Origin of the sequence: Thiorhodovibrio winogradskyi, from assembly GCF_036208045.1 — a bacterium.
GTDB lineage: Bacteria > Pseudomonadota > Gammaproteobacteria > Chromatiales > Chromatiaceae > Thiorhodovibrio > Thiorhodovibrio winogradskyi.
In genome coordinates, this window is the sequence record NZ_CP121472.1 from 2343093 (window position 1) to 2367250 (window position 24158).

Here is a 24158-nt window from a genome sequence, read left to right on the forward strand (position 1 = left end):
GGGTGGTGGCGTCAGAGAGACTCTCACTGGTGTTATTGTCATATTCTGTGTGAGCGGCCTGCAAGGCTGGTTCATACCTGCATTTTTTTGACCCTATTACGAAGAGCGCCCGATGGCGACCAATCAGTCGGAAGTCAATCTGTCAGGCCTCGCGCGCAGGCTCGTCCGTGACGAGCTGATCTCCGAGGAGGCAGCGCGCAAAATCCAAGAAGAGGCATCGCGCCGTCGCGAGCCTTTTGTGCAGTGTTTGGTTGCACAGAAGGCGTTGGATAGTCAAGTTGTCGCACTGGCGGCCTCTCAGGAGTTCGGTGTCCCCGTGCTTGACCTGAGCGCGATGGATTTGCAGTCGCTGCCGCTGTCCCTGGTCGATGAACGCTTGATTACCAAACATCGAGCTCTGCCGCTATTTCGTCGCGGCAACCGGCTGTTTCTGGCAATTTCCGATCCCACCAATGACCAAGCCCTGGATGAAATTCGCTTTAACACGGGTCTGGCAACCGACTCGGTGCTGGTGGAAGAAGACAAGCTTGCGGCAGCCCTGATCAAAGCGGTGGAGGGTTCCGGTGCTGGCGGGGTGGATGTCTCGGATGCCGATCTTGAAAATATTGATGTCCAGGATACGGACAGCGAACAACGCGACGATGGCGACGCTAACGTCGATGATGCGCCCATTGTGCGGTATGTGAATAAAATTCTGGTCGACGCCATCTCCAGTGGCACTTCGGATATTCACTTCGAACCCTACGAGAAAAGCTGTCGTGTGCGTTTTCGCCAGGATGGCCTGCTGCACGAGGTTGCCAATCCTCCGCTGAGCATCGCTGGTCGCCTGATATCGCGACTCAAGGTCATGTCGCGCATGAATATTGCCGAGCGGCGCGTGCCCCAGGATGGGCGGATCAAGCTCAAGCTGTCGCGCACCCGCGACATAGATTTTCGTGTCAATACCTTGCCGACGCTCTATGGCGAGAAAGTAGTGCTGCGTATCCTCGATTCCTCCGCCGCCAATGTCGGGATCGAAAGCCTTGGCATGGATGAAAAGCAACGCAAGGACTTCATGTCGAGTATCGACAAGCCCTATGGCATGATCCTGGTGACAGGGCCAACCGGCTCGGGCAAGACGGTGACGCTCTATTCGGCGCTTAATATTTTGAACAAGCCGGAAATCAATATTTCCACCGTTGAGGATCCGGTCGAGATTCAGGTGCCCGGCATTAACCAGGTCAACTTGAATCCTAAAAGCGGTCTGACCTTCGCCGAGGCCCTGCGGGCCTTCCTGCGCCAGGATCCGGATATCGTCATGGTCGGTGAGATTCGTGACCTTGAAACCGCCGAGATTGCCGTCAAGGCGGCTCAGACTGGCCATTTGGTGCTCTCCACCCTGCATACCAACGATGCACCCCAATCCCTGACTCGTTTGGCCAACATGGGTGTTCCGCCTTTTAATATTGCCTCTTCCGTGCTGCTCATTATGGCGCAACGGCTGGCGCGCAAGCTCTGTCCGGTGTGCCGGCAAGCAGAGCATATTCCAGCCGAGGCGCTGCTTGAGGAGGGCTTTACCCAAGAGGAAGTTGACGAAGGTGTGACCATTTACCGTCCCGTTGGCTGCAATCAATGCAACAATGGATATAAAGGTCGCGTTGGAATTTTTCAGATCATCAAGGTCTCGGAGGAAATGGGGCGGCTGATCATGGAAGGGGGGAATTCCATTCAGCTTGCCAAACAGGCCAAGACCGAAGGCTATGCGGATCTCCGCCAGTCGGGTCTGCGCAAGGTCAAGGCCGGGGTCACCAGTCTTGAAGAGCTCAACCGGGTAACCAAGGACTAATCGCCATGGCTGTCGCAGCAAAACAACTGCCTGGAAAAAAACAGGCCAAGGCCGAGAAAAGCTACAACTTCGCCTGGGAGGGTGTCGACAAGCGCGGCACCAAAGTCAAGGGAGAGACGCGCGCTTCCAGCGTGGCAATGATTCGTGCCGATCTGCGTCGCCAGGGGGTGAATCCAACCAAGGTTCGCCAAAAGACAGAATTTTCGATCGGCAGTGGCAAAAAGAAGATCACCAGCGGCGATCTAACAGTCTTTACCCGGCAGCTTGCCACCATGATGACCGCTGGTGTGCCTTTGGTGCAGGCTTATGAGATTGTCGGGCGCGGTCATGAAAACCCCTCGATGCAGGAACTCATCCTGGCGATCAAAAACGATATTGAAAGCGGCACGGCCATGGCGGCAGCCATGGCCAAGCATCCCAAGTATTTTGATGAGTTGGTCTGTAGTCTGGTTGCCGCCGGCGAGCAAGCCGGTGTGCTCGATGTGCTGCTCGACAAGATCGCGACCTACAAGGAAAAGACCGAGTCCATCAAGGGCAAGATCAAGAAGGCGCTCTTTTATCCTGCCTCGGTCATCGTCGTGGCCGTGGTGGTGTCGGCGGTGCTGCTGGTGTTTGTCATTCCGCAGTTCAAGGAACTCTTTCAGAGCTTCGGCGCCGATCTGCCGGCCTTTACGCTGCTGGTCATCGGGATGTCGGAGTTTCTGCAAAAGTGGTGGTGGCTGATTGCCATGGGCATGGGCCTATTCGGCTTCCTAATCGCGAAATTGTTTGAGAAATCGGCTAAGTTCCGCGCCTTGGTCGATCGTACAGTGCTGAAATTGCCCATTATCGGGCCCATCCTCAACAAGGCGGCCATCGCCCGCTTTGCCCGCACCCTCTCGACCATGTTCGCCGCGGGCGTGCCTCTGGTGGAGGCACTGAATTCGGTCTCAGGGGCGACGGGCAACATTGTCTATGGCGAGGCGGTACTGAAAATGCGCGAGGAGGTTGCCACGGGTCAGAGCTTGCAGTTGGCGATGCGCCAGCGCAATCTATTCCCAAACCTGGTGATTCAAATGACCTCCATCGGCGAGGAATCCGGCTCGCTTGATGGCATGCTGGCCAAGGTGGCTGACTTCTACGAGGAAGAAGTCGACAATGCCGTGGATGCATTGAGCAGCCTGCTCGAGCCCCTGATCATGGTCGTCATTGGTACCCTGGTGGGTGGTCTGATTGTCGCTATGTACCTGCCTATCTTCAAACTCGCCGCAGTGGTGTAAACCGCTGTTGGCAACCGCGACTCCCATGGTGGGCGACTCTTGGCCATGAAAGATATCTTTCGCGTCCTCGCTGAGACGCCCTGGCTGCTGCACAGTGCAACTGTGCTTCTGGGGTTGGTGGTCGGCAGCTTTCTCAATGTCGTCATCCTGCGCCTGCCTCGCATGATGGAGCTGGAATGGCGGCAGGATTGCGCCGAGCTTCATGCCCGCTCCGAGCCGGATGAAACAGACCCCGCGCGGGAGCAGGCTGTCGAGCCTGAGCCCGCTCCCTTCAACCTGGCCCGTCCGGCTTCGCATTGTCCGATCTGCGGCCATCGCATCCGTGCCTGGGAGAATCTACCGGTCTTGAGCTATCTGCTGCTGCGCGGGCACTGCTCGGCCTGTCGTGCGCCCATCGCCATCCGCTATCCACTGATCGAAATCCTGACCGCCGTGCTGAGCCTGGTGGTGGTCTGGCACTTTGGCTTTAGCGTGCAGGCGGCCGCGGCGCTGGTGTTTACCTGGTCGATGGTGGCGCTGGCGCTGATCGACTTTGACACCCAACTGCTGCCCGATACCATCACCCTGCCGGTGCTTTGGCTTGGGTTGCTGCTCAGCCTGTTTGGGGTTTTCGTCGATGCCGAGACGGCCATTATTGGCGCCATCGCCGGTTATCTCAGTCTGTGGTCAGTGTTTCAGCTGTTCCGCCTGCTCACTGGCCGCGAGGGCATGGGCCGGGGAGACTTCAAGCTGCTCGCGCTCTTTGGTGCTTGGATGGGTTGGCAGGCGCTGCCGCAAATCATTTTGCTCTCGGCGCTGCCGGGAGCCCTGATCGGGATTGCGCTGATCGCGCTTGGCAGCCAGGAGCAGCGCGCGCCCATGCCTTTTGGCCCTTATCTGGCCATTGCCGGTTGGGTCAGCCTGCTGTGGGGCGCGGATATTACCAACGCTTATCTGCGTTGGAGCGGTCTGGGCTGAATGCGTCCATTGCGCGTGGCACTGACGGGCGGAATCGGCAGCGGTAAGTCGACCGTGTCCGAGTGTTTTGCGCGTCGTGGCGTGACCATCATCGACGCTGATCTGATCTCCCACGCGCTGACGGCGGCGGATGGGGTGGCCATGCCAGCCGTTGTGGCGGCCTTTGGTGCCGCCGCGCGATCACCGTCAGGAGCGCTTGATCGTGCCTGGATGCGTGAGCGGGTTTTCCATGATGCAGGCGCTAGACACAGGCTTGAGTCCATTTTGCATCCGATGATCCGTGCCGAAATGCTGCAGCGTGCCGAACAGGCATCGGGCGTCTATTGTCTGTTGGTTATTCCGCTGTTGTTTGAAACCGGTCAGCAGGCGCTGGTTGATCGGGTGTTGGTCGTCGATCTGCCGGAATCAATGCAGATAGAGCGGGTACGCAGTCGCGATGGATTGAGCGATGCCACTATCCGTGCTGTTCTGGCGAGCCAGGTTGATCGCCAAAGTCGCCTGGGTGGAGCACAGGATCTGATTGATAATTCAGGTAGTTTTGCCGCCCTGGATGCGCAGGTGGCGCAATTGGATCTGTTGTATCGTGAGTTGGCGAGCGCGCGCGCCTGAGTGCGCGGGATGAATGTGGATCTATGAGCGTGAAACAGCAGCTTCTTCGTTCAGCAGGATGCTGCACCATTTGCGCTGCACCATCTGTATTAGAGTTGCTCGGAGGCAAAATCCGCCAGTCGCGAACGTTCCCCGCGAATCAGGGTAATGTGGCCACTGTGGTCCCAGTACTTGAAGCGGTCAACAACATAGGTCAGACCCGAGGTGGTTTCGGTCAGGTAAGGGGTGTCGATCTGGGCGATATTGCCCAGACAGACTATCTTGGTGCCGGGGCCAGCGCGGGTAATCAGGGTTTTCATTTGCTTGGCGGTCAGGTTCTGCGCTTCATCCAGAATGATGTACTTGTGCAGAAAGGTGCGCCCGCGCATGAAGTTCATGGATGAAATGCGGATGCGATTGCGCACTAGGTCGTTGGTGGCGGCACGGCCCCATTCGCCGCCCTCGGTCTGGGTGAGCACTTCCAGGTTATCCATCAGCGCTCCCATCCAGGGGGTCATTTTCTCTTCCTCGGTGCCAGGCAGAAAACCGATGTCCTCGCCCACGGGCACTGTGACCCGGGTCATGATGATTTCCCGGTAGATGCTGCGGTCCAGTACTTGAGCGAGCCCGGCGGCGAGTGCCAGCAGTGTCTTGCCGGTGCCGGCGGTGCCGAGCAGGGAGACGAAGTCGATCTCGGGATTCATCAGCATATTGAGCGCGAAATTCTGCTCCGGATTGCGCGCGCGTATGCCCCAGACGTTGTGTCGTGGTAGGCGATAGTCCTCGACCAGCTCGATGACGGCTTCTTGCGCGCCGCGCTTTTCGCGCACCATCGCCTCGAAAGGCGGATCATCAGTCAGTGACAGGCACTCACCCGGGTACCATTCAGCTAGATCCGGACCGGTAATGCGATAGAAGGTGCGGCCTTCTTCTTTCCAGGAGTCGAGCGTTTTGGCGTGCCGGTCCCAGAAATTGGCCGGGAGGGTGCGCAGACCTGTGTAGAGCAGGTCGACGTCCTCAAGAACCTGGTCGTTGGAGTAGTCCTCGGCCGCGATGCCCAGCACCGTTGCTTTAATGCGCAGGTTGATGTCTTTGGATACGATGACGACCTGCAGATCCTGGTGCTGCTCCCTGAGTGCCAGCGCAGTGGCCAGAATGTTGTTGTCGGCGCTATGGCTGGGGAGGTTGGCGGAGGCCTGCGATGTCAGTGGTTTGGTCTGGAAAAACAGTCGGCCCGCTGGTGGCGCGGACAGTGAGCGTCCGGCATCGCCGAGTGTCTGGATGGGCAGGCCGGCTTCAATGTCTTCGCGACTCGCATCGCTGATCAGTTCATCTAGAAAGCGGCTGGTCTGGCGCACATTGCGCGCCACTTCCGAGATGCCCTTTTTTCCGGCATCCAACTCCTCGAGCACAACCATCGGCAGGAAGACATGGTGTTCGTGGAAGCGGAAAATGGCAGTTGGATCGTGCATCAACACATTGGTGTCGAGCACGAAGAGGCAGACTGAATCCTTTTGGCGTTTAATCATGATGTTCCAAGCGTTCGGTGCTCGGTGTTGGCGGGTTTGTTAGGCTTAACCCGCCAATGGGCATGCGCATGGCGGTCGTGGCGATTTCCGCGGACGCGACGGCGGGAGCGCAGCGCGGGCAACGGGGGAAGCCTGGGTTAAGAGGCCTTCATGACCCATCCCGCGCTAAGGATTGCTTGAAGGAGGTCTCAAAGCGCCTTGGCGGCGGACAGCACCTCGTCGACATGGCCTTTGACGCTGACTTTGCGCCATTCATGCCGTAGCACGCCCTCGGTATCGAACAAAAAGGTACTGCGTTCCACGCCGAGGGATTCCTTGCCATACATTTTCTTTAACTTGATCACGTCAAACAGCTGGCACAGAGCCTCGTCCTTGTCGGACACCAGTTCGAAGCTGAACCCCTGTTTGGTCTTAAAGTTTTCCTGCGCTTTCAGGCCATCGCGCGAAGCACCGAGAATGGCGGTGTTGGCGGCGGCGAACGCATCCGCCGCGGCGGTGAAGTCCAGCCCCTCCTGGGTGCAACCGGGCGTGCTGGCTTTGGGGTAGAAATAGAGCACCAGGTTGCGACCGAGAAAGTCACTCAGCGCGATCTCGCGATCACCGGTGATCTTGACCTTGATCTCTGGAAGTTTGTCGCCGACTGAAAGGGGCATCTGCTCACTCCGAGTTTCAGGATGGTGATGGGTCTGGACAACATGGGTACGAGGGCCGGTCCCTGTCAAGTCCAAGCGCGGTCAAGTCCAAGCGCGGCTTGGCGAGCGCACAGTCGGATTAAACTTGTGGGCGCAGTCTCAGGCTTTCAGCGGCTCGAGCACGGCGTCCAGGTTGAGCCCGTCGCAGTAGTCCATGAATTCTTCCCGCAGCGTGGCGATATGAGTATCGGCCGGGATGCCAACGGTCATATGCACCGCGAACATGGGTGTGCCGGTGTGGGCTGCCGCATAGGTGTTGGTGGCCATGTCCTCGATATTGATGCCTCGATCTGCAAAGAATCCAGCCAGGTTATGGACGATTCCAGGGTGATCCATGGCCACCACATCGACCGCGTAGGGGATGTTGTTGCCGCTGCGCTCGCGTTCGCCGGTGCGCTTGCTGGTGATGGTCAGCCCGAGCTGGCGTTCAAGTTCCGGTAGGACATTTTCGACTTTGGCCAGGGTATTCCATTTGCCCTCGATCAGCAGAATGGCGGCAAAATCGCCGCCAAGCACTGTCATGCGGCTGTCTTCAATGCTGCAGCCTTGATCGAGAATGGCCTTGGACAGTCGGTCAACGATGCCGGGATGGTCTTCGCCCAGCGCGGAGAGAACAAGAAAGGTTTTCTGGGTAGCCATGACCTTTTACGCTTGTAACTGTAGTCGGTTGGGACTGGGAATTGAACCGATGCCGAGTGTATCACGCTCGTCTGCCGACAGGCAGGTTGAAGGTCGCTCGGACCATCGCGCCATGATGGGTCAGCAAGTGTGAGCGAAGAGGGTTTTTGGTCCCAGTGGCTTTAGCCACGACCAGTGGCGAGCCGCAGGCATTCTTGCCATGGGTGGAAAGCAGGCGCTACCATCCTGATTTGAGTGTCAGGACTTCTGGAATCCGCTCGGAGCTGGATTCAGACGATCCGGGCGGTTTTTTGCTCGATGATTCCGCGAACGGAGCGCCCTAATGAATAAAATGCGCGGCAGCATTGTCGCCCTGATCACCCCCATGACGCCATCGGGAGCCGTCGATGAGCAAGCGTTGCGGCGGCTGGTGGACTTTCATGTCGCGGCCGGCACAGTCGCGCTGGTATCCGTGGGCACCACCGGTGAGTCAGCCACCCTGGACGAGGCCGAGCACTGCGATGTCATTGCCCGGACTCTGGAGATGGCCGCTGGGCGCATCCCTGTGATAGCTGGCACCGGGGCCAACTCAACGACCGAAGCCATTCGCTTGACCCGCTGCGCCAAGGAGGCTGGCGCCGATGCGGCCTTGTTGGTAACGCCCTATTACAACAAGCCGACACAGGAAGGGCTTTATCAACATCACAAGGCGGTAGCCGAGGCTGTCGATCTGCCGCAGTTACTTTACAACGTGCCGGGGCGCACGGCCTGCGATCTTAAGCCGGAGACGGTCGCGCGCCTTGCGCGAGTGTCCAATATTGTCGGTCTCAAGGAGGCGACCGGTGATGTGACCCGGGTGCCGATCTTGCGCGCGCTCTGCGGCGAGGATTTTCTGCTGTATAGCGGCGATGACGGAAGCTGCTGTGATTTCATGCTTGCTGGCGGGGATGGCGTGATTTCCGTCACCAGCAACCTGGTGCCGGACAAAATGCAGGCCATGTGCGTGGCGGCGCTGGCGGGCGATGCCGATCAAGCACGCGCATTCAATTCCGTGCTTGACCCCTTGCATCAGGGGTTGTTTGTTGAGTCCAATCCCATACCGGTGAAATGGGCACTTGCCGAGATGGGGCTGTGTCAGCCAGGCATTCGCTTGCCCTTGACCTGGCTGTCGGAACCCTATCATGGTGGCCTGCGGGCAAGTCTGAGGGATCTCGGTTGCATCGGCGATTAAAAGCGTGGATCTCTTCGCCGATGCCCGATGCGCTTCAATGAGGTACACTCGCGCCTTTGTCCGAGCGGTCTCATCGCATCCAGAAGCCGTGCGCCATGAGCGGCATTCGTTTCCCATTGTTTGAGGTGGCAAATCGCCATGAGCGTTGAAATGGAAGCCAGATTTTCATATCTGAACCCGCGCATCCTCGGTGCGCGCTTGGCCTCGGCCTCGGTGGCCTCGGTGGTGGTGGCCTCCCTGCTGACGGGCTGCGGTATTGGAAAAAAAATCGACAAGGTTCTTCCCGATCAGCGCTTGGAGTACAAGCAACAGCGCGAGGCAGGGGAAAATCTTGAGCTGCCACCGGATCTGACGGCCGTGTCTTTTGATGATGCCCTCGACATTCCTCCGGCAAGCGGTATTACCACCTACTCCGAATACACCGGCACGCGTGAGCGTCGTCAGCGCATCGCCGGCAGTGGCGAGGTGCTGCCAAGTGTCGCGGGTGTCGAGATGGAGCGCTCGGGCGATAAGCGCTGGCTGCGGATCGACCAATCCCCGCAAGCGGTTTGGCCGCGGGTGATCGCCTTCTGGCGTCAGCAGGGCATTTTGCTGGTCGAGCAGGAGCCATCCATCGGTGTGATGAAAACCGACTGGATTGAAAACCGCGCCGAGGTTCGCCGGGATATCGTCACCAAGATGTTCCGCAAGGTGGTCGATGGTCTCTACAGTACCTCCACTCGCGATCAGTACCGGGTACGTATCGATACCGGGCCCCGTCCCGGCACCACCGAGGTTTATCTGACCCACCGTGCCATGGAAGAGCGCCTGGTGCGCAACACCCTGGGCGAGGAAGCCAGTACTGTGTGGGAGCCGGCGCCGAGCGATCCGGGCAAGGAGGCGGCCATGCTGCGGCGACTGATGCTGTCCTTGGGCGTATCCGAGCAACAAGCCCAACGCATGCTCGCGCAGCAGGGTTCAAGCGCGCCGACCCGCGGTGCGCGGCTGGTGCAAAGTGGCGGTGGCGCCCTGGTCGTGGCGGAATCCTTCCGGCAAGCCTGGCGTCAGGTTGGCTTGGCGCTTGATCGCAGCGGCTTCGCGGTCGAGGATCGCAATCGCTCGGAAGGGGTGTTTTACGTCCGTTACGACGATCCCAACAAGCGCCAGCGCGAGAAAAAGGGGCTCGGTTCGCGTTTGGCGTTCTGGAGCAAAAACAACAAAGATCTCGGTGTTGAGCAATATCAGGTGCGCCTGAATGAGGACCAGGGCCAGACCCGGGTCACCATTCACGACGCCAATGGGAACCCTGATACCTCTCCCACGGCGGCGCGCATCCTGAGCCTGCTGAGCGAGGAAATGCGCTGATTTGGAAGCAATTCCAAAAATTGGGTGTTTCATCTGGTGGAAGCGGCTTCCAGCCGCTTCGCGACGCGCCAAGATGGAGCGTCTACTGATTACCGGGCCAACCGCCTCAAGCCTCGGAATCGAAGCCCAGCAGGCGCGGATAGACTTGACCCCGTAGCAACTCCTGATGGCTGCCGCGCTCAACCACCTGGCCCTGATCAAGCACCAGAATCTCATCCATGCGCGCCAGTGCAATGGGCTTGTGGGTAATCAGCAGGGTGCTGCGTCCTGCCATGGCCTGGTCGATGGCCAGCATCAAAGCCTGTTCGGTGGGGCCGTCGAGTCCCTCGGTTGGCTCGTCCAACAGCAAAATGGCTGCGTCCTTCAGTAGTGCGCGAGCGATGGCGATACGCCTCGCCTGCCCCCCGGAGAGCCGCACGCCGGTCTCGCCCACCCAGGTGTCATAGCCCTCGGGCAGGCTGTGGAGAAAGTCATGAATCTGCGCCGTGCGGCAGGCATGCTCCAAGTCCTGCTCGCTCGCCTCGGGCGCGGCCAGCAACAGATTCTCGCGAATGCTGGTGTTGAACAAATGGCTGTGCTGTGACACCAGCGCCAGATGACGGCGCAGTTCCTCGCCCCGCAGGCGTGCCAGTGGCAGGTCGCCCAGGCGAATCTCCCCCGCATCCGGCAGCCAGAAGCGCAGCAGCAGATTGAGCACCGTGCTTTTGCCGCTGCCGGTCGCTCCGACCAGGGCGATGCGCTTGCCCACCGGCAGTTCCAGATCGAAGTCACTCAGGGCGGCGCGCTCGGCCTTGGGATAGCGAAAACTCACCCCGCGCAGACTGAGATGGAAATGCTCGGGCGTCACCGCCGGCCCCTCGGGCTCGGGCGCGGCGGGCTGGGTGTCGACAATGGCAAACAGCCGCCGTGCCGCGGTCAGGGTGCTCTCCAGTTGCTGAAAGGCAAGTGGCAGGGGCGCCACGGCCTCGAAGCTTGCCAGCGCCAGCAGCGCCAGCATGGCCAGTTGCGGCGGTGCCAGGCTGTCGCTCGCGAGCAATGGCAGGCCAAGCCAGATGGCAAACCAGAGTGCCAGATTGGCGCACAGCCCCACGCCGCCGGTGGCGATGCCGCTGATGCGGCTCATGCGGTCCTGGGCGCCGATCAGCTCGGCGCTCAGTGCATCCAGGCGGCGGGCGTGGGCGTCGGCGGCGCCTAACACCAGCAACTCGGACAGGCCTTGGGTGCCGTCGATGGCGGTTTGGCGCAGATGGGCTTCGGTCTCGACCAGCTGACGCCCAGGCGCGCGGCCGAGGTGCCGGCTGGCGGCGGGCAGGGCGACACCGGCAAGCAGTAGCAGCGCCAGCAGGCTGAGCGCCAGGCCGAGGTCATAGAGGGCGGTGAAGACGAAAAAACCCAGACTGGCGCTGGAGGCCACCAGCACCGGGATGAGCACCCGCACATAGAAATTGTCCAGCGCGTCGATATCGGAGCGGATGCGGCTGAGCAAATCGCCGCTGTGGAATTCCTGCAAGCGCGCCGGAGCCAGGGGCTCGAGATGCTGGTAGAACCAGACGCGCAGCCCGGAGAGCTGGCGCAGGGTGGCCTCGTGCGAAACCAGGCGTTCCAGATAACGCCCGGCGGTGCGCGCCATGGCACTGCCGCGAATGATGGCCGCCGGGGTGAAATAATTCATCGCCAGGCCGGCCGCTCCGGCCACGGCCATCGCGGTGATGAACCACCCGGAAATGGCCAGCAGGGTGACATTGGCCACCAGGGTGATCAACGCCACCAGATAGCCGCCCAGAATCCAGGCGCGATAGGGCTTGAACAGTTGCCAGAGACGCAGTAGGTCCTTCATGCTGGGGCTCCGCTGCCAGTGGCGGTATCAAAGGCCCTGGCCGAGGAGTCGACCTGGGCGCCGCCGGCAAACTGACCTTGGGCCATGCGCGCGTAATGGCCCCGCAGGGCGATGAGTTGGTCGTGAGTGCCCTGTTCGGCGATGCGCCCGTCAACAATGACCAGAATCCGATCGGCATGGCGCACGGTGATCAGTCGGTGGGCAATGATCAGCAGAGCGCGATCGCGTGCCAGTTCGTCGATGCCCGCTTGCACCAGGGCCTCGTTGGCCGGGTCCAGGCTGGCGGTGGCCTCGTCAAGAATCACCAGGCGGGCATCGCGCACAAAGGCGCGGGCCAGCGCGATGCGTTGAATCTGCCCGCCCGAGAGGCCAATGCCCTGCTCGCCGATTTGGGTGTCGTAGCCGGCGGGGAGTTGGTCGATGAACTCGGCCGCGCGCGCGCGCCTGGCGGCCTCTTGCACCTCCTCCAGGCTGGCCTCGGGGCGGCCCAGGCGGATATTCTCCAGCAGGCTGCCCTGGAACAGGCGCGGGCGCTGTGGCAGCCAGGCCAGGCGCTGGCGCCAGTCGTCGAGATCGAGCGTGGCAAGATCCTCGCCGTCGATCAGAATGCATCCCGCGTCTGGCATGCTGAAACCAAGCAGCAGACTGGCGATGGTGGTTTTGCCGGCACCGCTCGGACCCACCAGGGCGACACGCTCGCCGGGGTTGAGACGGAAGCTCGCGCCTTGCAGCGCCGGGCGGCCTTCCTCATAGGCAAAATGCACCTCTTGGAAAGCGACTGCCAGCGGGCTGCTGGCGGGTAGCCGGCGACCAGGTGCCGGCCGCTCGGGCAGGGGCGTGGCGAGAATATCGGCGATGCGCTCGGCGGCGGCGATGGCCTCGAGTCGGCCGTGGTAATGGGTGCCAAGATTGCGCAGCGGTAGAAAAAACTCGGGTGCCAGCAGCAGAATGAAAAAGCCGCTCAGAAAGCCGATCTCCGGCGGGGCCATGAGATCCGGCAACGGCAGCTCGAGCTGATAGAGCCGAAAACCGATGAACACGGCGATGATGGCGATACCGACGGTGGCGAAGAACTCCAACACCGCCGAGGACAGGAAGGCCACCCGCAGCACCTCCATGGTGCGGCGGCGATAATCCTCGGAAATCTCGGCGATGATCTTGGCCTCGCGGCGGCTGGCATTGAACAGTTTGAGCGTGGTCAGCCCCTGGATCACATCAAGAAAATGCGCCCCCATGCGTGCCAGCGCCTTCCATTGATGCTGGTTGATGGCCTCCACCCGGGTGCCGATCAGGATCATGAACAGGGGGATGAGTGGGGCGACCAGCGCCATGATCAGGCTCGAGAGCCAGTCGATGGGGGCCACCACCACCAGGATTGCCACCGGCAGCAGCATGGTGACCGTCATGGCTGGCAGATAACGGGCGAAATAGGCCTCCAGTGCCTCGATGCCCTTGGTCAGGTCCTCGGCCAGGGCGCCGCTGCGCTGCCCGGCCATCCAGCTTGGTCCGGCGGCCTGAATGTGCCGATAGACGCGGTCGCGCAGGCTGCGCTTCACTCCAGCCGCGGCACGAAAGGCGGTCTGTTCGGCACCCCAGTTCAGCAGGGCGCGCAGTGCGAACAGCCCAAGCAGCGGCAGCATCCAGGGGGCGAGGTCAGCGCGACCTGCGCCACCAAAGACAAAGGCGTTCACCACATAGGCCAGCACCCAGGCCTGGGCGATCAGCAGTCCGCCGTTGGCGAGTTGCATGGCGATGGCCAGGCGCAGGTAGCCGCCAGCCAGCGGCTTTTGTTCATCGAGAAAGCGCTTGGCCGCGAGCTTGCTTTCACCCGCGCGTGTCGGGTGGTCAGCAGATGTCTGGTCCGGTGTCGGGTCGGATATCGGGCCAGCGGCCGGTGCCGGGCCTGTCCCTCCCTCGGGCGGTGCGGTGGCGGTCAAGTCGGATTCGGGCGTGGCCGGAGTCGGCATGGCTAAGGTATCAGGCGGTCAGCGAGCCCATGGGCGGCGAATGGGAGTCGCGGATTCCGCCTTGACCGGCCAGTGGTCGGTCAGGCCAGCTCCAAGACGGGCGCCAGGAAAAAAGGCGCCTGCGCAAGCAGACACGGAGATGCCTTGGAGCTTAGCTGTCAGGGCTTTGCTCGCCAGTCTCGGCTGGCGCACTCCCGGTCTGTTGCGGAACCCGCTCGAGTTTGGTCGCATCGTAGCCGATACTGGAGATGAAGTCTCGCATGCGTTGCAATTCGGCTTCGCTGAATTCGGGCTGGCGCGCCATCACCCAGACATAATCGCGCTTGGCACGGCCAATGACGGTGAGCTGATAATCCGGATCCAGATAGACAATGCGATAGTCGGCCTTGATCGGCCAAATAAACTGCATGCCCCAGCGCGCATTGGTGCTGGTGTCGAGCACAAAGCCCTTGGGGTGATAGACCTTTTGCGGTCCGTCGAAGGCATCCTTATTGAAGGTGAAAGTGGTCGCGATGGTGCCATCCGCATTGAGCGCGTAGGACTCCACCGCGTTATGGGCGCCTTTTTCAACGAAAGTGGGGATATTGGCGACCACATACCAGTCGCCCATGAAGCGTGCGAGATCGACCTGCTTGACGGTGTCCATGGGTTCTCCTCCGGATTCAACACAGGCGGACAGGATGAGTGTGCTGGCGGCGAGCAGCAAGGCGCGCCCGATTGTTGTCAGGCATGGCGGGGAAGTCATGCGATTTAGCATCCTCGTTGTGGGTTGGGGCAGGGCGGCTGTGCCTCAAGGAGTAGGTTGAGTCGCCATATCAAGCCTTCGGCTGTCCGGGAAAAAACGCATTGGTGCGCCGGATATAGTCCGCATAAGCGGGCCGGCGTTCGCTAATGTCGGATTCGAGCAACTTCACGCCCGAGACCCGCAGCAGCAGGAAGGTGACCAGCGCCGGGCCGATCAGACTCCACCAGGCACCGCCGGCTAGGGCAATGAGCCCGAATCCCCACCACAGACAAGCCTCGCCGAAGTAATTCGGGTGCCGGGTATAACGCCACAGGCCCCGATCCATCACCTGTCCGGCATTGCGCGCATCGGCCTTGAAGCTCGCCAGCTGCTGATCACCAATGGCCTCGAAGCCGAAGCCAAACAACCAGAGTGCCGCGCCGATCAAATCCAATGCGTTCAGCGGCGCCGGGCTGAGGGCGGCGCCGAGCAGTGGCAGGGAAATCACCCAGGCCAGGATCGCCTGCAGGCCGAAGACGATATAGAGGCTTTTCAGCCAGAAATTGGGTTCATTGTCGCGGCGGATTGCCTGATAACGCCGGTCTTCCGGCTCGCCCCAGTTACGCAGGGTAATAAAGAGCGATAAGCGGACCGCCCAGAGCGCGACCAGAAACAGGATCAAAGTGGCGCGTCCGCCCAGCGCGTCGGCGCTTGCGGCATAGACTAGGGTCATGAGCAGGAAAAACAGCGACCACATCGAATCGACAATGCTCACATCCTGCTTGCGGATGCTGACCAGCCAGCCAAACATCGCCAGCAGCAGGGCGACGGCCAGGCCGCCGGAGTAGATGCCGAGGTCAAACATCGGAGATTGCTCCCTGTGCGAGGTTGGTGGGTGCGGCCTTGATCATGGATGAACCGGGCCACTCACCCGTTGGATTGCACGGTCGGGCGGTAGCCGTCGAGACGCATGGCCAGCCATACCAAAAAGGGGGCGGCAAAAAACCAGCCAATGGCGATGGCCGGCAGGGCAATGACCGGGTCGGGGAAGCTTACCCCGCCGAGTTGCTCGCCCGCCAGGAAGGCCAGTGGGCCGCCGATGGCGCCAAGACCGGCGGCGAGCGCATAGCGGCCTTTCAGCCAACGCAGGGAGACATTCAGCAAGGTGGCGAACAGCACCCAGAGCCCGATCAGCCAGTGGGGTGCCAGCCAGGTGGCGAACTGTCCGGATGGGTAGCTCAGCCAGCCAAAACCGGCCAGAGCGCCATCCCAGAGGGCACCGAACCAGGCTGCCAGCAAAATTAGCAGGAACTCCGGCAAGGGCCGCGGCGCGCGCACCAGATGCACGCCCACGGCGATGATCATCACCAATAGGGCCAACATGGGCTGATCCCGGGCGCCAGCGATCACGCATAGCAACCAGGCGATCTGAAAAACAACAAAATTGATGGTGATATCGGTCAGTCGCACGTAAGCACTCCGTAACAAACTTGAGCACCCGGCTGGGCAAGATATTGCTTGTAACACATGATGCCGGCAGCCGAGGATGCAACCCAGTCGGCTCTTGTTCGCGGGCCGGATGGGCGGAAACCACATCGCAAGCCTGGTCTCGCTAAAACAGAACGGGCTGCCATCCAGTGCCAAAAGCAGTATAGTTTTACGAAAATAGCAGCTTTTTTCACCAACCACCAGGTTAGTGTTAAACAATTAGTGTTAAGATTATGGTTTGAAAACTTGGGCACGCTTCGCTTTGTCAACCATACTTTGTTGCGAATGTATACACTGTGATTTAACAACTAACAACTAACAACTAACAACTAACAACTAACAACTAACAACTAACCCCTAAGGAGTCCCATGGCCACACCCGATACTCCACGTCTGCTTCTGCTCGGTTCCGACGGTCAGGTCGGTTGGGAGCTTTGTCGTACCCTGGCCCCTGTTGGGCAGGTGATCGCCGCCTCGCTTAATGGCGTGCATGGTCCGGCGGTCGATTTGGCCGATGCTGCCTCGGTGCGGCGGCTGTTTGCAGAGACTGGGCCAGATGCCGTGATCAATGCCGCTGCCTACACGGCTGTTGACCGCGCCGAGAGCGAGCCCGAATTGGCGATGGCCATCAATGGTGACGCACTCGGGTTGATCGGCCAGCTTGCCGCGGACGCGAAGATTCCGGTGGTGCATTATTCGACGGATTTTGTGTTCTCCGGCGAGACTGATCGGCCGTATCGCGAGGATGACCCGGCCGAGCCGCGCAGTGTCTATGGTCAGAGCAAGCTGGCCGGGGAGCGGGCCTTGCTCGACTCTGGTGCCACGGCCCTGATTTTGCGCACCGCCTGGGTGTATGGCGTGCGCGGTAGCAATTTCCTGTTGACCATGTTGCGGTTATTTCGCGAGCGCCCTGAGTTGCGGGTGGTCGAGGATCAGATTGGCACCCCCACCTGGAGTCGCATGCTGGCCGAGGTGACGGCGCAGATTCTGTATCGAGCCTTTCGCGGGGATTTGAGTCTGGACGATCATCAGGGGTTGTATCATGTCACCGGTGGCGGGGCGACCTCCTGGTTCGGCTTCGCCGAGGCCATTCGCGATGCCAGTTGCCTGCAATGCAAGGTGCTGCCCATCCCGACCTCCGAGTATCCCGCGCCCGCGCCGCGTCCAGCCTATTCGGTGCTGGACACTCATCTTTTCCACGCCACTTTTGGTCTGACGCTGCCCGACTGGCGCCAATCGCTGGCGTTCTGTCTTGCTGATCTGCAAGGCAGAGCCTGAGTCATGCCCATGCCCATGGAAGTATCACGGCCGGGGCCTGGGTCTGGGGGAGCTGTGCTCAAGCTTCAGTATCCCGTGAGCAGCTTTCGAAAGCCATCAAATAGGAGCCCTTTATGTCAGAAAAATTGTCAAAAAGTGTTTATCAGTTGAAAGTGACCCTAAAGGGTACAAAGCCACCGATTTGGAGAAGGCTGCTTGTTCCCGCCGATCTGCCACTGGGAAAACTCCATGAGGTGCTTCAGCTTGTCATGGGGTGGGAGAATTATCACCTGCATCAGTTTATCTCTGGTGGTCGGTTTTTCGGGATGCAGGATGGGGAATTTTCGCTGGATGCCGAGATCGAGGATGAAAATCAATTCAAAATAAAGGATCTGCTCTCGGCGGAGAAGGAAACCCTGGGGTATGAATATGATTTTGGTGACAGCTGGGATCATAAAATCGTTTTGGAGAAAATATTGCCAGCCGAGGATGGTCAGCAGCCGCCGCGCTGCATCAAGGGCATGCGTGCCTGTCCGCCAGAAGACTGCGGGGGCATTTGGGGGTATCAGGAACTGCTTGAGACCTTGTCCGATCCCAAGAATCCAGATTATGAGGAGATGCTTGAGTGGGTTGGCGGTGAATTTGACCCCGAGTTGTTTGACATTGGCAGGGTGAACAAACAGCTTGCATTGGTCTAATACCGCCGTTTCAGACCTCGGGCATCAAGCCGGCGATTGGTCCCGCGTTTCGGTGCTTTAGCGACATCCAGCTTTTGGCCCGTGGGAGGGGGCGAGCGCGTTCGATGAACGCTGGATCATCGCCGTTGAAGACGACCTGCGCTGGTCACATTCCAGAGCATCTGGATGCCGTTGATTCAGGGTGATTTGGATTTGCCGTGCATCCGGTCAGGGGTTGATCCTGGCCCTCGATTGTTCCTGATTATTCGAAGACGCGGCAAGTAATTGTGTTCGTGCGACGGCGTCATCGAGCGCTCGTCGCAATTCTAGCGCGGAGAGCGGAACGGGCTGACCGGTCGGGTAGTAGAAGAACCAGAACTGGCAGCAATCGCGGATGCGCGGATCGGCCAGCAGTTCCGTGACCAGGGGTTTCCAGACCCAAGGCGTTGGCAGCATACCGTGAACTAGCACCGGGGGGTGTTCGCGTCAAAAGGCTCAAGGAAGATTATGCGCGGCTCATCGCTGAAGCGCCCGGGCCGCAAGAGATTGCCAATGGCGGCCATGGGCCAGACATCCGTGGCTCTGGTGGCCTTGATGGGCGCATAGAGATCAATGGACACCTAAAGTGTGCAAGTTGCGGTTGACACTTGCTCCACCCGTTGTAGGTCGACAAGTGCGACTTGGCAGCATCGATCGCGAAGTGGCGGCGGAAGGCGCGGGTGAAATCGCCGGCGTTGCGATAGCCGACCCGGTCGGCGATGAGTTGCACTTGCAAGTCAGTGTCGTTCAGTAATCCACGTCCACGCTCCAGCCGCAACTGTTGTAGATATTCACAAGGGCTCATGCCGACCTGCTCACGAAACACCCGGGTGAGCCGCTGCTGATAGGTGCCGACCTGGTGGGCCAGATCAATGCCGCTCGGTGGTTGGGTCAGCTGACGGGTCAGAATGGCGATGGCCTGGTTTAGCATGCGCCGATCCCGTTTGGCGCTGGATGCGAAAGACGCTTCGCCAAGCCCCTGGTCAACCGGGCTGGTCAGCGCCCGCAGCCGCTGCTGGTCGCCGAGTTGCACCAAGACACGCGCGAGCACCTCCTGCTCGAAGAAAGGCTTGGTGATGTAGTCAGCCGCGCCGGCGGCGAAGCCGCGCAGCTTGTCCTCGGTCTCCATCGCCGCCGAGAGAAAAATCACCGGAATCCGCGCGGTCCGCTCCTCGGCCTTGAGTCGCGTGCAAATCGCGAAACCGTCGCCACCCGGCATCATGACATCGAGCAGGATGAGATCCGGCATGCCATCGGCGGCGATGCGCAGTGCGTCCTCGCCGTTTTGGGCAACCAACAGATCGATCTCGCGATCCTTCAAGTAGGCGAGCAAGAGATTGAAGGACGCGGGCTGATCGTCGACCACCAGAAACCGAGCGATGAAGTGTGGCATCCCCTGTGACTCTCGAGAAGTAACGGCGCGGCCATTTTGCCGTTTTCCCGGCCAAGAAAAGGCTGGGATTTCAGGCATTTGGCCTCTCGGCACAGCATTTCGTCGTGCAAGCTTATTCGGCGTGAGACGAGCCATCATAGCCGCATGCTACCTTCACTCGGGTGCCAAGCTCGACAAGATGGATGCGCAGGTGATTGATGCGTGCCGTTTTGTGCCGCGCAATATGCGGGTCGCGGCGACCAAGAGTCCGGGACGACAGGATTTGCCGCAGTTCGACATGGGCGCGGTCTTTTAGGCCATGGTCAACGCGGTTGCACAGCGAGATTATTCGGTCCATGGACCGATGATCCGGCGGCGCTTGTTTGCCGACCGACCGGCAAATGCTGATGGATAAACGCGGCGAAGGGGTACGAATCATCCTCGATAGCGGCCTGCGACTGTCCGGGAGGCTGCCCGTGTATCGCCTGCTTGGTGATGCCGAACTATTGCTCACCATCTACGCGTGCTCACCATCTACGCGGCCTCCTGATGTGAGGCCCTGATCGGCATGCGAGTCAGTCAGCTAGATTGGGGTGAGGAACGATCCCCAACACGGCTGTGATGTTGGACTGCTTTCATTATTTCTAATCAGACACTCGTGATATGAGGACAATCGCCATGGCCCGCACCCTTTGGTTTTTGACGCTCGCCATCTCAAGCATGCCGCTGACCGCGGTGGCGAGCGAAGTGGAACCGCTGATCTGCTTCGGCACCGAGCCCTTCTGGAGCCTTGATCTCACCGAGCTTGGAAAGGCGCGTTTCTCGACTCCAGATGCCGCCGAGCGCGACTACCAGGGGAACTTCAATGCGCTGAACGATCGCAAGGAGTCGCTGTGGCGCGGCCAGGCGATCACGGCCGACCGCCCAGATGAAACCGGGGAGGCAACCGGGCAGGCCACCGGCGATCTGGTTGCCTTTCTGCGTGAGAGCCCGTGCAGCGACGGGATGTCCGACACACAGCATCCCTATGCGGTCAACCTCTCCCTGCCGGATGGCCGCCATCTGGCCGGCTGCTGTCGCCGGCCCGCGGCGTCCGAGGCCCCCGCGCCCGCCGCGCCCCCCGCATCCTCCACCGGACTGGAGGACATGAATTGGAGACTGGCCGAACTGCCGGGACAGAGCCTGGCCGCCGATCAAGACACGCCCAGCGTGCGTTTCGAGAATGGTCGACTGCAGGGCTTCTCCGGTTGCAATCGCGTCATGGGAGCATACACACTCGAGGAAGATCGCCTGATCCTCGGCAACCTCGCCGGCAGCATGATGGCCTGTGCCGAGCCGGCCATGGCCATGGAGAGCCGCTTTCTCGTCCTCTTTGCGGGAGAACTGAGCGTCGTCCTGGACGGCGATCGCCTGACCTTGACGCCGTCTGACCAGGGTGCGAACGGAGCGGATGCGCTGCAATTCGAGCGGGAGGCGACGCCCACGCTGGCCGGCACCGCATGGGATGTCACCGGCTACAATAATGGGCGCGAGGCGGTGGTCAGCCCAGAGCTCGGCACCCAACTGACGCTCGGGTTCGCGGATGGCAGGGTCGCGGGCAGCGCCGGCTGCAACCGCTTCCACGGCGACTTCGCGGTCGATGGCAACAGGCTGACAATGGGACCCTTCGTGACCACGCGCAAACTCTGCGAGGACGCGACCATGGTCCAGGAGCGGGCATTTCTCGCCGCGCTTGCCGCCGTGGCTACCTGGAACATCGAGCGCGGCATGCTGGATTTGCACCAGGCGGACGGCGCGCGAGCGCTGACGGCCAGCGCGGCAGGTCACCAATCACCCATCGCGCCAAGACCCTGAGGTATCCGCGAGAGCCTCGGCGGGATTACCTCATCGGAGACTTCTCATGACTTATTGCGTGGGCCTTCTGCTTGATCAAGGACTGGTGTTGGCGTCTGATTCGCGCACCAACGCGGGTGTGGATAACATCGCTTCCTATAGCAAGCTACATCTGTTTCAACCTGCGCCCGACCGGCTCTTCGTGCTACTGGCAGCAGGCAATCTGGCGACGACGCGAGAGGTGTTGGATCGGATTCGCCGCGATCTGAATCAGGTCACCCATCCACGCCCGAGTTTTCATCAGCCACCTTCCGGCCCGACGCTGATGAACGCCAATTATCTGTTCGAGGCGGCCAACTACATCGGACAACTGAGCCAGGCAGTTCTGAACCAGCATGGCCCGGCGCTGCGCCAGATTGGTGCCAGCCCGGAGGCCACCTTCATCTTGGGCGGGCAGGTCGCAGGCGAGTCGCCTGGGCTCTTTCTTGTCTATCCGCGGGGCAATGCCATCGCGGCGTCTGCGCAGACGCCCTATCTGCAGATAGGCGACAGCAAATTCGGCAAATCCGCGCTCGATCTCATCGCCCACAAGGCCGGGCTGAGAACGAAGTAGACCACCTCGAAGGTCAGCGCGAAATCGGCGAATTCAAAAAAGTGAGCACGATCGAAGCGCGCCAGCGGCTGCGCTTCGACCGCCTCGCGCAGCATGTCGGGGATGCGCTCTAGCATGTCCTGCGGGGTCTGATAGGCAACGCCGATTCGGAAGACGACGCGTCGCTCATTGAACTGCTTGAAATTGTGAATGCGGGTGGTGAGCAGATCGCTGTTGGACACCACGATCAACTCACCCGAGAGGCTGCGGATGCGGGTTGTCTTGACCCCGATGTGCTCGATCACGCCAAGGGTCTCGCTAGTCTTGACAAAGTCACCGACCCGGAACGGCTTGTCGAGGATGATCGCCATCGAACTGAAGACATCGCCGAGGATATTCTGCACCGCGAAGGCGATGGCCAGGCTCCCGATACCGAGCGCGCCGACCAGCCCGGCAATCGGATACCTGAAGTACGCCAGCAGCGACACCACGACGGTGATCCAGGGCGAAGATCGCCAGGGCAGCGACCAGCTCCCGCGCGCCGATGCTTTGGTCGTCGATGACAATGAGTTCGATGTCCCACCAAGTTGAGAGCGTCTCCCGCGCTTGCAGAAGTGTCAGTGACAGTTGGTGCGCGTCCACCAACGCCTCCAACTGAACCCGTGTGGATTGTTGCAGCGCGATCAGCGCATCCTCGGTCTCGAGCCACTCGCGCGCGTGCAACTCGGCGAGATCGTGCGCGGCGCCGCGCACCGCGAGAGCCTCGCGCGTGTCCTCGCTCATGTCGGGCTCGCGCAACCGGCGCGTTTGCGCGAGCTGGATGGAGCGCAGCCGGTTGAGACGCCCTTCGAGCACCTCTTTGGCGGCGCGCGTCGCCATGGTTTGCTCGATCAGCTCCCGGAGCCGCTCGGGGGCATCGACCGCATCAGACGCGTTCATGACCTGGTAACGCAGCTCCCACAATGCGCGGGTTCGTTCAAGATTCGCGAGCGCCGATAACATCGCATCGACGCTGAAGCGCGCGGCTTCGATCTCCGCCTGGCGCGCCGCCACCCATTCGCTCGCGGCTGCTCGGCGCTCTTCATCGATGGCAGCGGCCAAACGGCGCCGCGCCAGATAAAGGGCGGACTCGGCCTTGTCGCTGCCGCGCTGCAAGTCCTCGATCCGCGCGCGCATGTCGTCTTCCATGAGCCTCAGCTCCGCGAGGCGTCGCTCAAGGTCGTCACGGGCGAACTTGACACGCGGCTCAAGAAAGGCGATGCGCGCGCTCAGCAGGGCTTGCCGGGCCTCGCTCAGATCATCCTCGGCCCGCGCCAGCTCGACCTCGGCATCAACGGCGGCCAATCGCGCTCGGGCAAGCAGTTCACGCAGGCGGGCGAGGTCGAGTTTTGCACCAAGGCGTTCGCGCGCGGCCTCGTCGAGTCCCGCGCTCGCGGTCACACCGAGTCGGTCGCGTGCTGCGCGCCGGTCACCGATGGCGGCACGCAACGCGCGCTCTGCCGTAGCCAGTTGGCGCGTGGCGGTGGTGATGCGGAACTCGGCGTCCTCTTCCACCGCCCGGGCGAGTGAACGTTCGCTGCGGTGCTGATCCAGTGTGGCGATCAGCTAGGGCGGCTCGGCGGGGACTCCGTCGCGCGCGAGTGCCTCGAGTTGGTCGCGGCCTTGGGCGAGGTCAGAGCGGACCTCCCCCAAGCGCTGGAGCAGGGCTTCCCGACCTTGCACCACCACCCGCAGTTGGCGCAGCGCATCGAGTTGCTCGGCGACGACCATGGCGGTCGCCTCGACTCCGTCCGCGGCGAGCGCGGGTTGCCCGGTTGCCGGTTCGCCTTGCTCGGTCTCCTTGATTGCGGCCTCGACCTGTTGCAGAGCGGTCTCCCGCTCGGCGATGCGCGCGTCGATCAGCCCGAGTGCCAGGCTGAAGTCCTCGACCGATTCCATGGGTAGCGGCAGTCCCGGAAGGCCGATCTCGGCGGGATCGAAGGGCAGTTCGGCGGGTTCCGGTTCCGGGGGGGGCTAGCGGTGGGGGCGTCAGTCGCGGCTTGCGCGCCATGAACCAGCGGCGCGGACGCGAGGGAGGCGACCGCGGCCGAGCTGAGCAGCGGTAACAGAATACTGGTGATAAGCACAAGGTGGCTCTGGGTCAAGCGCCGACGCAGCATGGGGCGGCGAGAGGCGGTGACCAGCACCGGCTCGGGCAGGTTATGGAGCCGCGGGGAAGCGACGCTGACCGCCCGGTCGCTGAGTTGTTCGCCAAGCTGATTCGTGTTGTTCACCAAGCTGATTGAGCCAGGCGTGCGGGTGCCGGGGCCATGAAGTCGGGAAATCAGTC

23 protein-coding genes and 1 pseudogene are annotated in these 24158 nt (G+C 61.1%); 10 read left to right on the forward strand and 14 right to left on the reverse strand.

What is annotated here, in order from left to right; genetic code table 11:
- Positions 1 to 112 precede the first annotated feature (112 nt).
- From pilB to coaE, 4 genes are read left to right on the forward strand one after another with little or no spacing between them, the layout of a single operon-like run.
- Entirely contained in the window at positions 113 to 1825 is a 1713-nt protein-coding gene (pilB, locus tag Thiowin_RS10395; protein WP_328987661.1) for a type IV-A pilus assembly ATPase PilB, read from the forward strand.
- Positions 1826 to 1830: 5 nt separating this feature from the next.
- Complete coding sequence (locus Thiowin_RS10400) at positions 1831 to 3084, forward strand: type II secretion system F family protein (RefSeq protein WP_328987662.1); 1254 nt, start codon at positions 1831 to 1833, stop codon at positions 3082 to 3084.
- Between the two features lie 45 nt (positions 3085 to 3129).
- Positions 3130 to 4041: a prepilin peptidase gene (locus Thiowin_RS10405; protein WP_328987663.1), complete on the forward strand. Its 912-nt coding sequence runs from the start codon at positions 3130 to 3132 to the stop codon at positions 4039 to 4041.
- Entirely contained in the window at positions 4042 to 4650 is a 609-nt protein-coding gene (coaE, locus tag Thiowin_RS10410; protein WP_328987664.1) for a dephospho-CoA kinase, read from the forward strand. It begins immediately after the preceding gene.
- A gap of 89 nt (positions 4651 to 4739) precedes the next feature.
- On the opposite strand, the gene Thiowin_RS10415 is transcribed toward coaE, so the two are convergent.
- The 3 genes from Thiowin_RS10415 to Thiowin_RS10425 form a co-directional block, all read right to left on the reverse strand.
- A complete protein-coding gene (locus Thiowin_RS10415; RefSeq protein ID WP_328987665.1) occupies positions 4740 to 6158 on the reverse strand; it encodes a PhoH family protein in 1419 nt (472 codons plus the stop codon).
- Between the two features lie 188 nt (positions 6159 to 6346).
- A complete protein-coding gene (locus Thiowin_RS10420; RefSeq protein ID WP_328987666.1) occupies positions 6347 to 6811 on the reverse strand; it encodes a peroxiredoxin in 465 nt (154 codons plus the stop codon).
- A 138-nt stretch (positions 6812 to 6949) separates the two neighbouring features.
- Positions 6950 to 7489, reverse strand: coding sequence for a glycine cleavage system protein R (locus tag Thiowin_RS10425; RefSeq protein WP_328987667.1), 540 nt, complete (start codon positions 7487 to 7489; stop codon positions 6950 to 6952).
- A gap of 322 nt (positions 7490 to 7811) precedes the next feature.
- Here Thiowin_RS10425 and dapA point away from each other — a divergent pair, with 322 nt between their 5' ends.
- Both dapA and bamC read left to right on the forward strand, forming a co-directional pair.
- Positions 7812 to 8699 carry a 4-hydroxy-tetrahydrodipicolinate synthase gene (dapA, locus tag Thiowin_RS10430; RefSeq protein ID WP_328987668.1) on the forward strand — a complete coding sequence of 296 codons (888 nt, stop codon included), beginning with the start codon at positions 7812 to 7814 and terminating at the stop codon, positions 8697 to 8699.
- A 150-nt stretch (positions 8700 to 8849) separates the two neighbouring features.
- Complete coding sequence (bamC, locus tag Thiowin_RS10435) at positions 8850 to 10043, forward strand: outer membrane protein assembly factor BamC (protein WP_328987669.1); 1194 nt, start codon at positions 8850 to 8852, stop codon at positions 10041 to 10043.
- Between the two features lie 106 nt (positions 10044 to 10149).
- Here the strand turns inward: bamC and cydC are convergent, their stop codons facing one another.
- The 5 genes from cydC to Thiowin_RS10460 form a co-directional block, all read right to left on the reverse strand.
- Entirely contained in the window at positions 10150 to 11880 is a 1731-nt protein-coding gene (cydC, locus tag Thiowin_RS10440; RefSeq protein ID WP_328987670.1) for a thiol reductant ABC exporter subunit CydC, read from the reverse strand.
- A complete protein-coding gene (gene cydD / locus Thiowin_RS10445) occupies positions 11877 to 13847 on the reverse strand; it encodes a thiol reductant ABC exporter subunit CydD (protein WP_328987671.1) in 1971 nt (656 codons plus the stop codon). Before cydD ends, cydC begins: the two co-directional genes overlap by 4 nt.
- Positions 13848 to 13998: 151 nt before the next feature.
- Entirely contained in the window at positions 13999 to 14592 is a 594-nt protein-coding gene (locus Thiowin_RS10450) for a lipocalin family protein (protein ID WP_328987672.1), read from the reverse strand.
- Positions 14593 to 14662: 70 nt separating this feature from the next.
- The gene (locus Thiowin_RS10455) at positions 14663 to 15436 is read right to left on the reverse strand and encodes a DUF1295 domain-containing protein (RefSeq protein WP_328987673.1); all 774 of its coding nucleotides are present in this window, start codon (positions 15434 to 15436) and stop codon (positions 14663 to 14665) included.
- 62 nt (positions 15437 to 15498) lie between these two features.
- Positions 15499 to 16041 carry a DUF2878 domain-containing protein gene (locus tag Thiowin_RS10460; RefSeq protein ID WP_328987674.1) on the reverse strand — a complete coding sequence of 181 codons (543 nt, stop codon included), beginning with the start codon at positions 16039 to 16041 and terminating at the stop codon, positions 15499 to 15501.
- A 387-nt stretch (positions 16042 to 16428) separates the two neighbouring features.
- Here Thiowin_RS10460 and rfbD point away from each other — a divergent pair, with 387 nt between their 5' ends.
- On the forward strand, positions 16429 to 17337 hold the full coding sequence (rfbD, locus tag Thiowin_RS10465) for a dTDP-4-dehydrorhamnose reductase (RefSeq protein WP_328987675.1): 909 nt from the start codon (positions 16429 to 16431) through the stop codon (positions 17335 to 17337).
- 113 nt (positions 17338 to 17450) lie between these two features.
- Positions 17451 to 18014 carry a plasmid pRiA4b ORF-3 family protein gene (locus Thiowin_RS10470; RefSeq protein ID WP_328987676.1) on the forward strand — a complete coding sequence of 188 codons (564 nt, stop codon included), beginning with the start codon at positions 17451 to 17453 and terminating at the stop codon, positions 18012 to 18014.
- Positions 18015 to 18221: 207 nt separating this feature from the next.
- Here the strand turns inward: Thiowin_RS10470 and Thiowin_RS10475 are convergent, their stop codons facing one another.
- The 3 genes from Thiowin_RS10475 to Thiowin_RS10485 form a co-directional block, all read right to left on the reverse strand.
- Positions 18222 to 18449 carry a hypothetical protein gene (locus Thiowin_RS10475; protein WP_328987677.1) on the reverse strand — a complete coding sequence of 76 codons (228 nt, stop codon included), beginning with the start codon at positions 18447 to 18449 and terminating at the stop codon, positions 18222 to 18224.
- Between the two features lie 49 nt (positions 18450 to 18498).
- Positions 18499 to 19425, reverse strand: a complete 927-nt coding sequence (locus tag Thiowin_RS10480; protein WP_328987679.1) for a response regulator — start codon at positions 19423 to 19425, stop codon at positions 18499 to 18501.
- 112 nt (positions 19426 to 19537) lie between these two features.
- Complete coding sequence (locus tag Thiowin_RS10485; RefSeq protein ID WP_328987680.1) at positions 19538 to 19762, reverse strand: hypothetical protein; 225 nt, start codon at positions 19760 to 19762, stop codon at positions 19538 to 19540.
- 320 nt (positions 19763 to 20082) lie between these two features.
- Between Thiowin_RS10485 and Thiowin_RS10490 the strand changes: the two genes are divergently transcribed.
- Together Thiowin_RS10490 and Thiowin_RS10495 are read left to right on the forward strand one after the other, a co-directional pair.
- A complete protein-coding gene (locus tag Thiowin_RS10490; protein WP_328987681.1) occupies positions 20083 to 21258 on the forward strand; it encodes an META domain-containing protein in 1176 nt (391 codons plus the stop codon).
- Between the two features lie 46 nt (positions 21259 to 21304).
- Positions 21305 to 21850 (forward strand): hypothetical protein, encoded by a 546-nt coding sequence (locus tag Thiowin_RS10495; RefSeq protein ID WP_328987682.1) that lies wholly within the window; start codon positions 21305 to 21307, stop codon positions 21848 to 21850.
- On the opposite strand, the gene Thiowin_RS10500 is transcribed toward Thiowin_RS10495, so the two are convergent.
- The 3 genes and pseudogenes from Thiowin_RS10500 to Thiowin_RS10510 form a co-directional block, all read right to left on the reverse strand.
- Positions 21769 to 22200, reverse strand: coding sequence for a mechanosensitive ion channel family protein (locus tag Thiowin_RS10500; protein WP_328987683.1), 432 nt, complete (start codon positions 22198 to 22200; stop codon positions 21769 to 21771). The genes Thiowin_RS10495 and Thiowin_RS10500 overlap by 82 nt on opposite strands.
- Positions 22201 to 22275: 75 nt before the next feature.
- Positions 22276 to 22320: pseudogene (locus tag Thiowin_RS25275) on the reverse strand (hypothetical protein); the annotation flags it as partial.
- A gap of 1114 nt (positions 22321 to 23434) precedes the next feature.
- On the reverse strand, positions 23435 to 23767 hold the full coding sequence (locus Thiowin_RS10510; protein ID WP_328987685.1) for a hypothetical protein: 333 nt from the start codon (positions 23765 to 23767) through the stop codon (positions 23435 to 23437).
- Between the last annotated feature and the right edge of the window lie 391 nt (positions 23768 to 24158).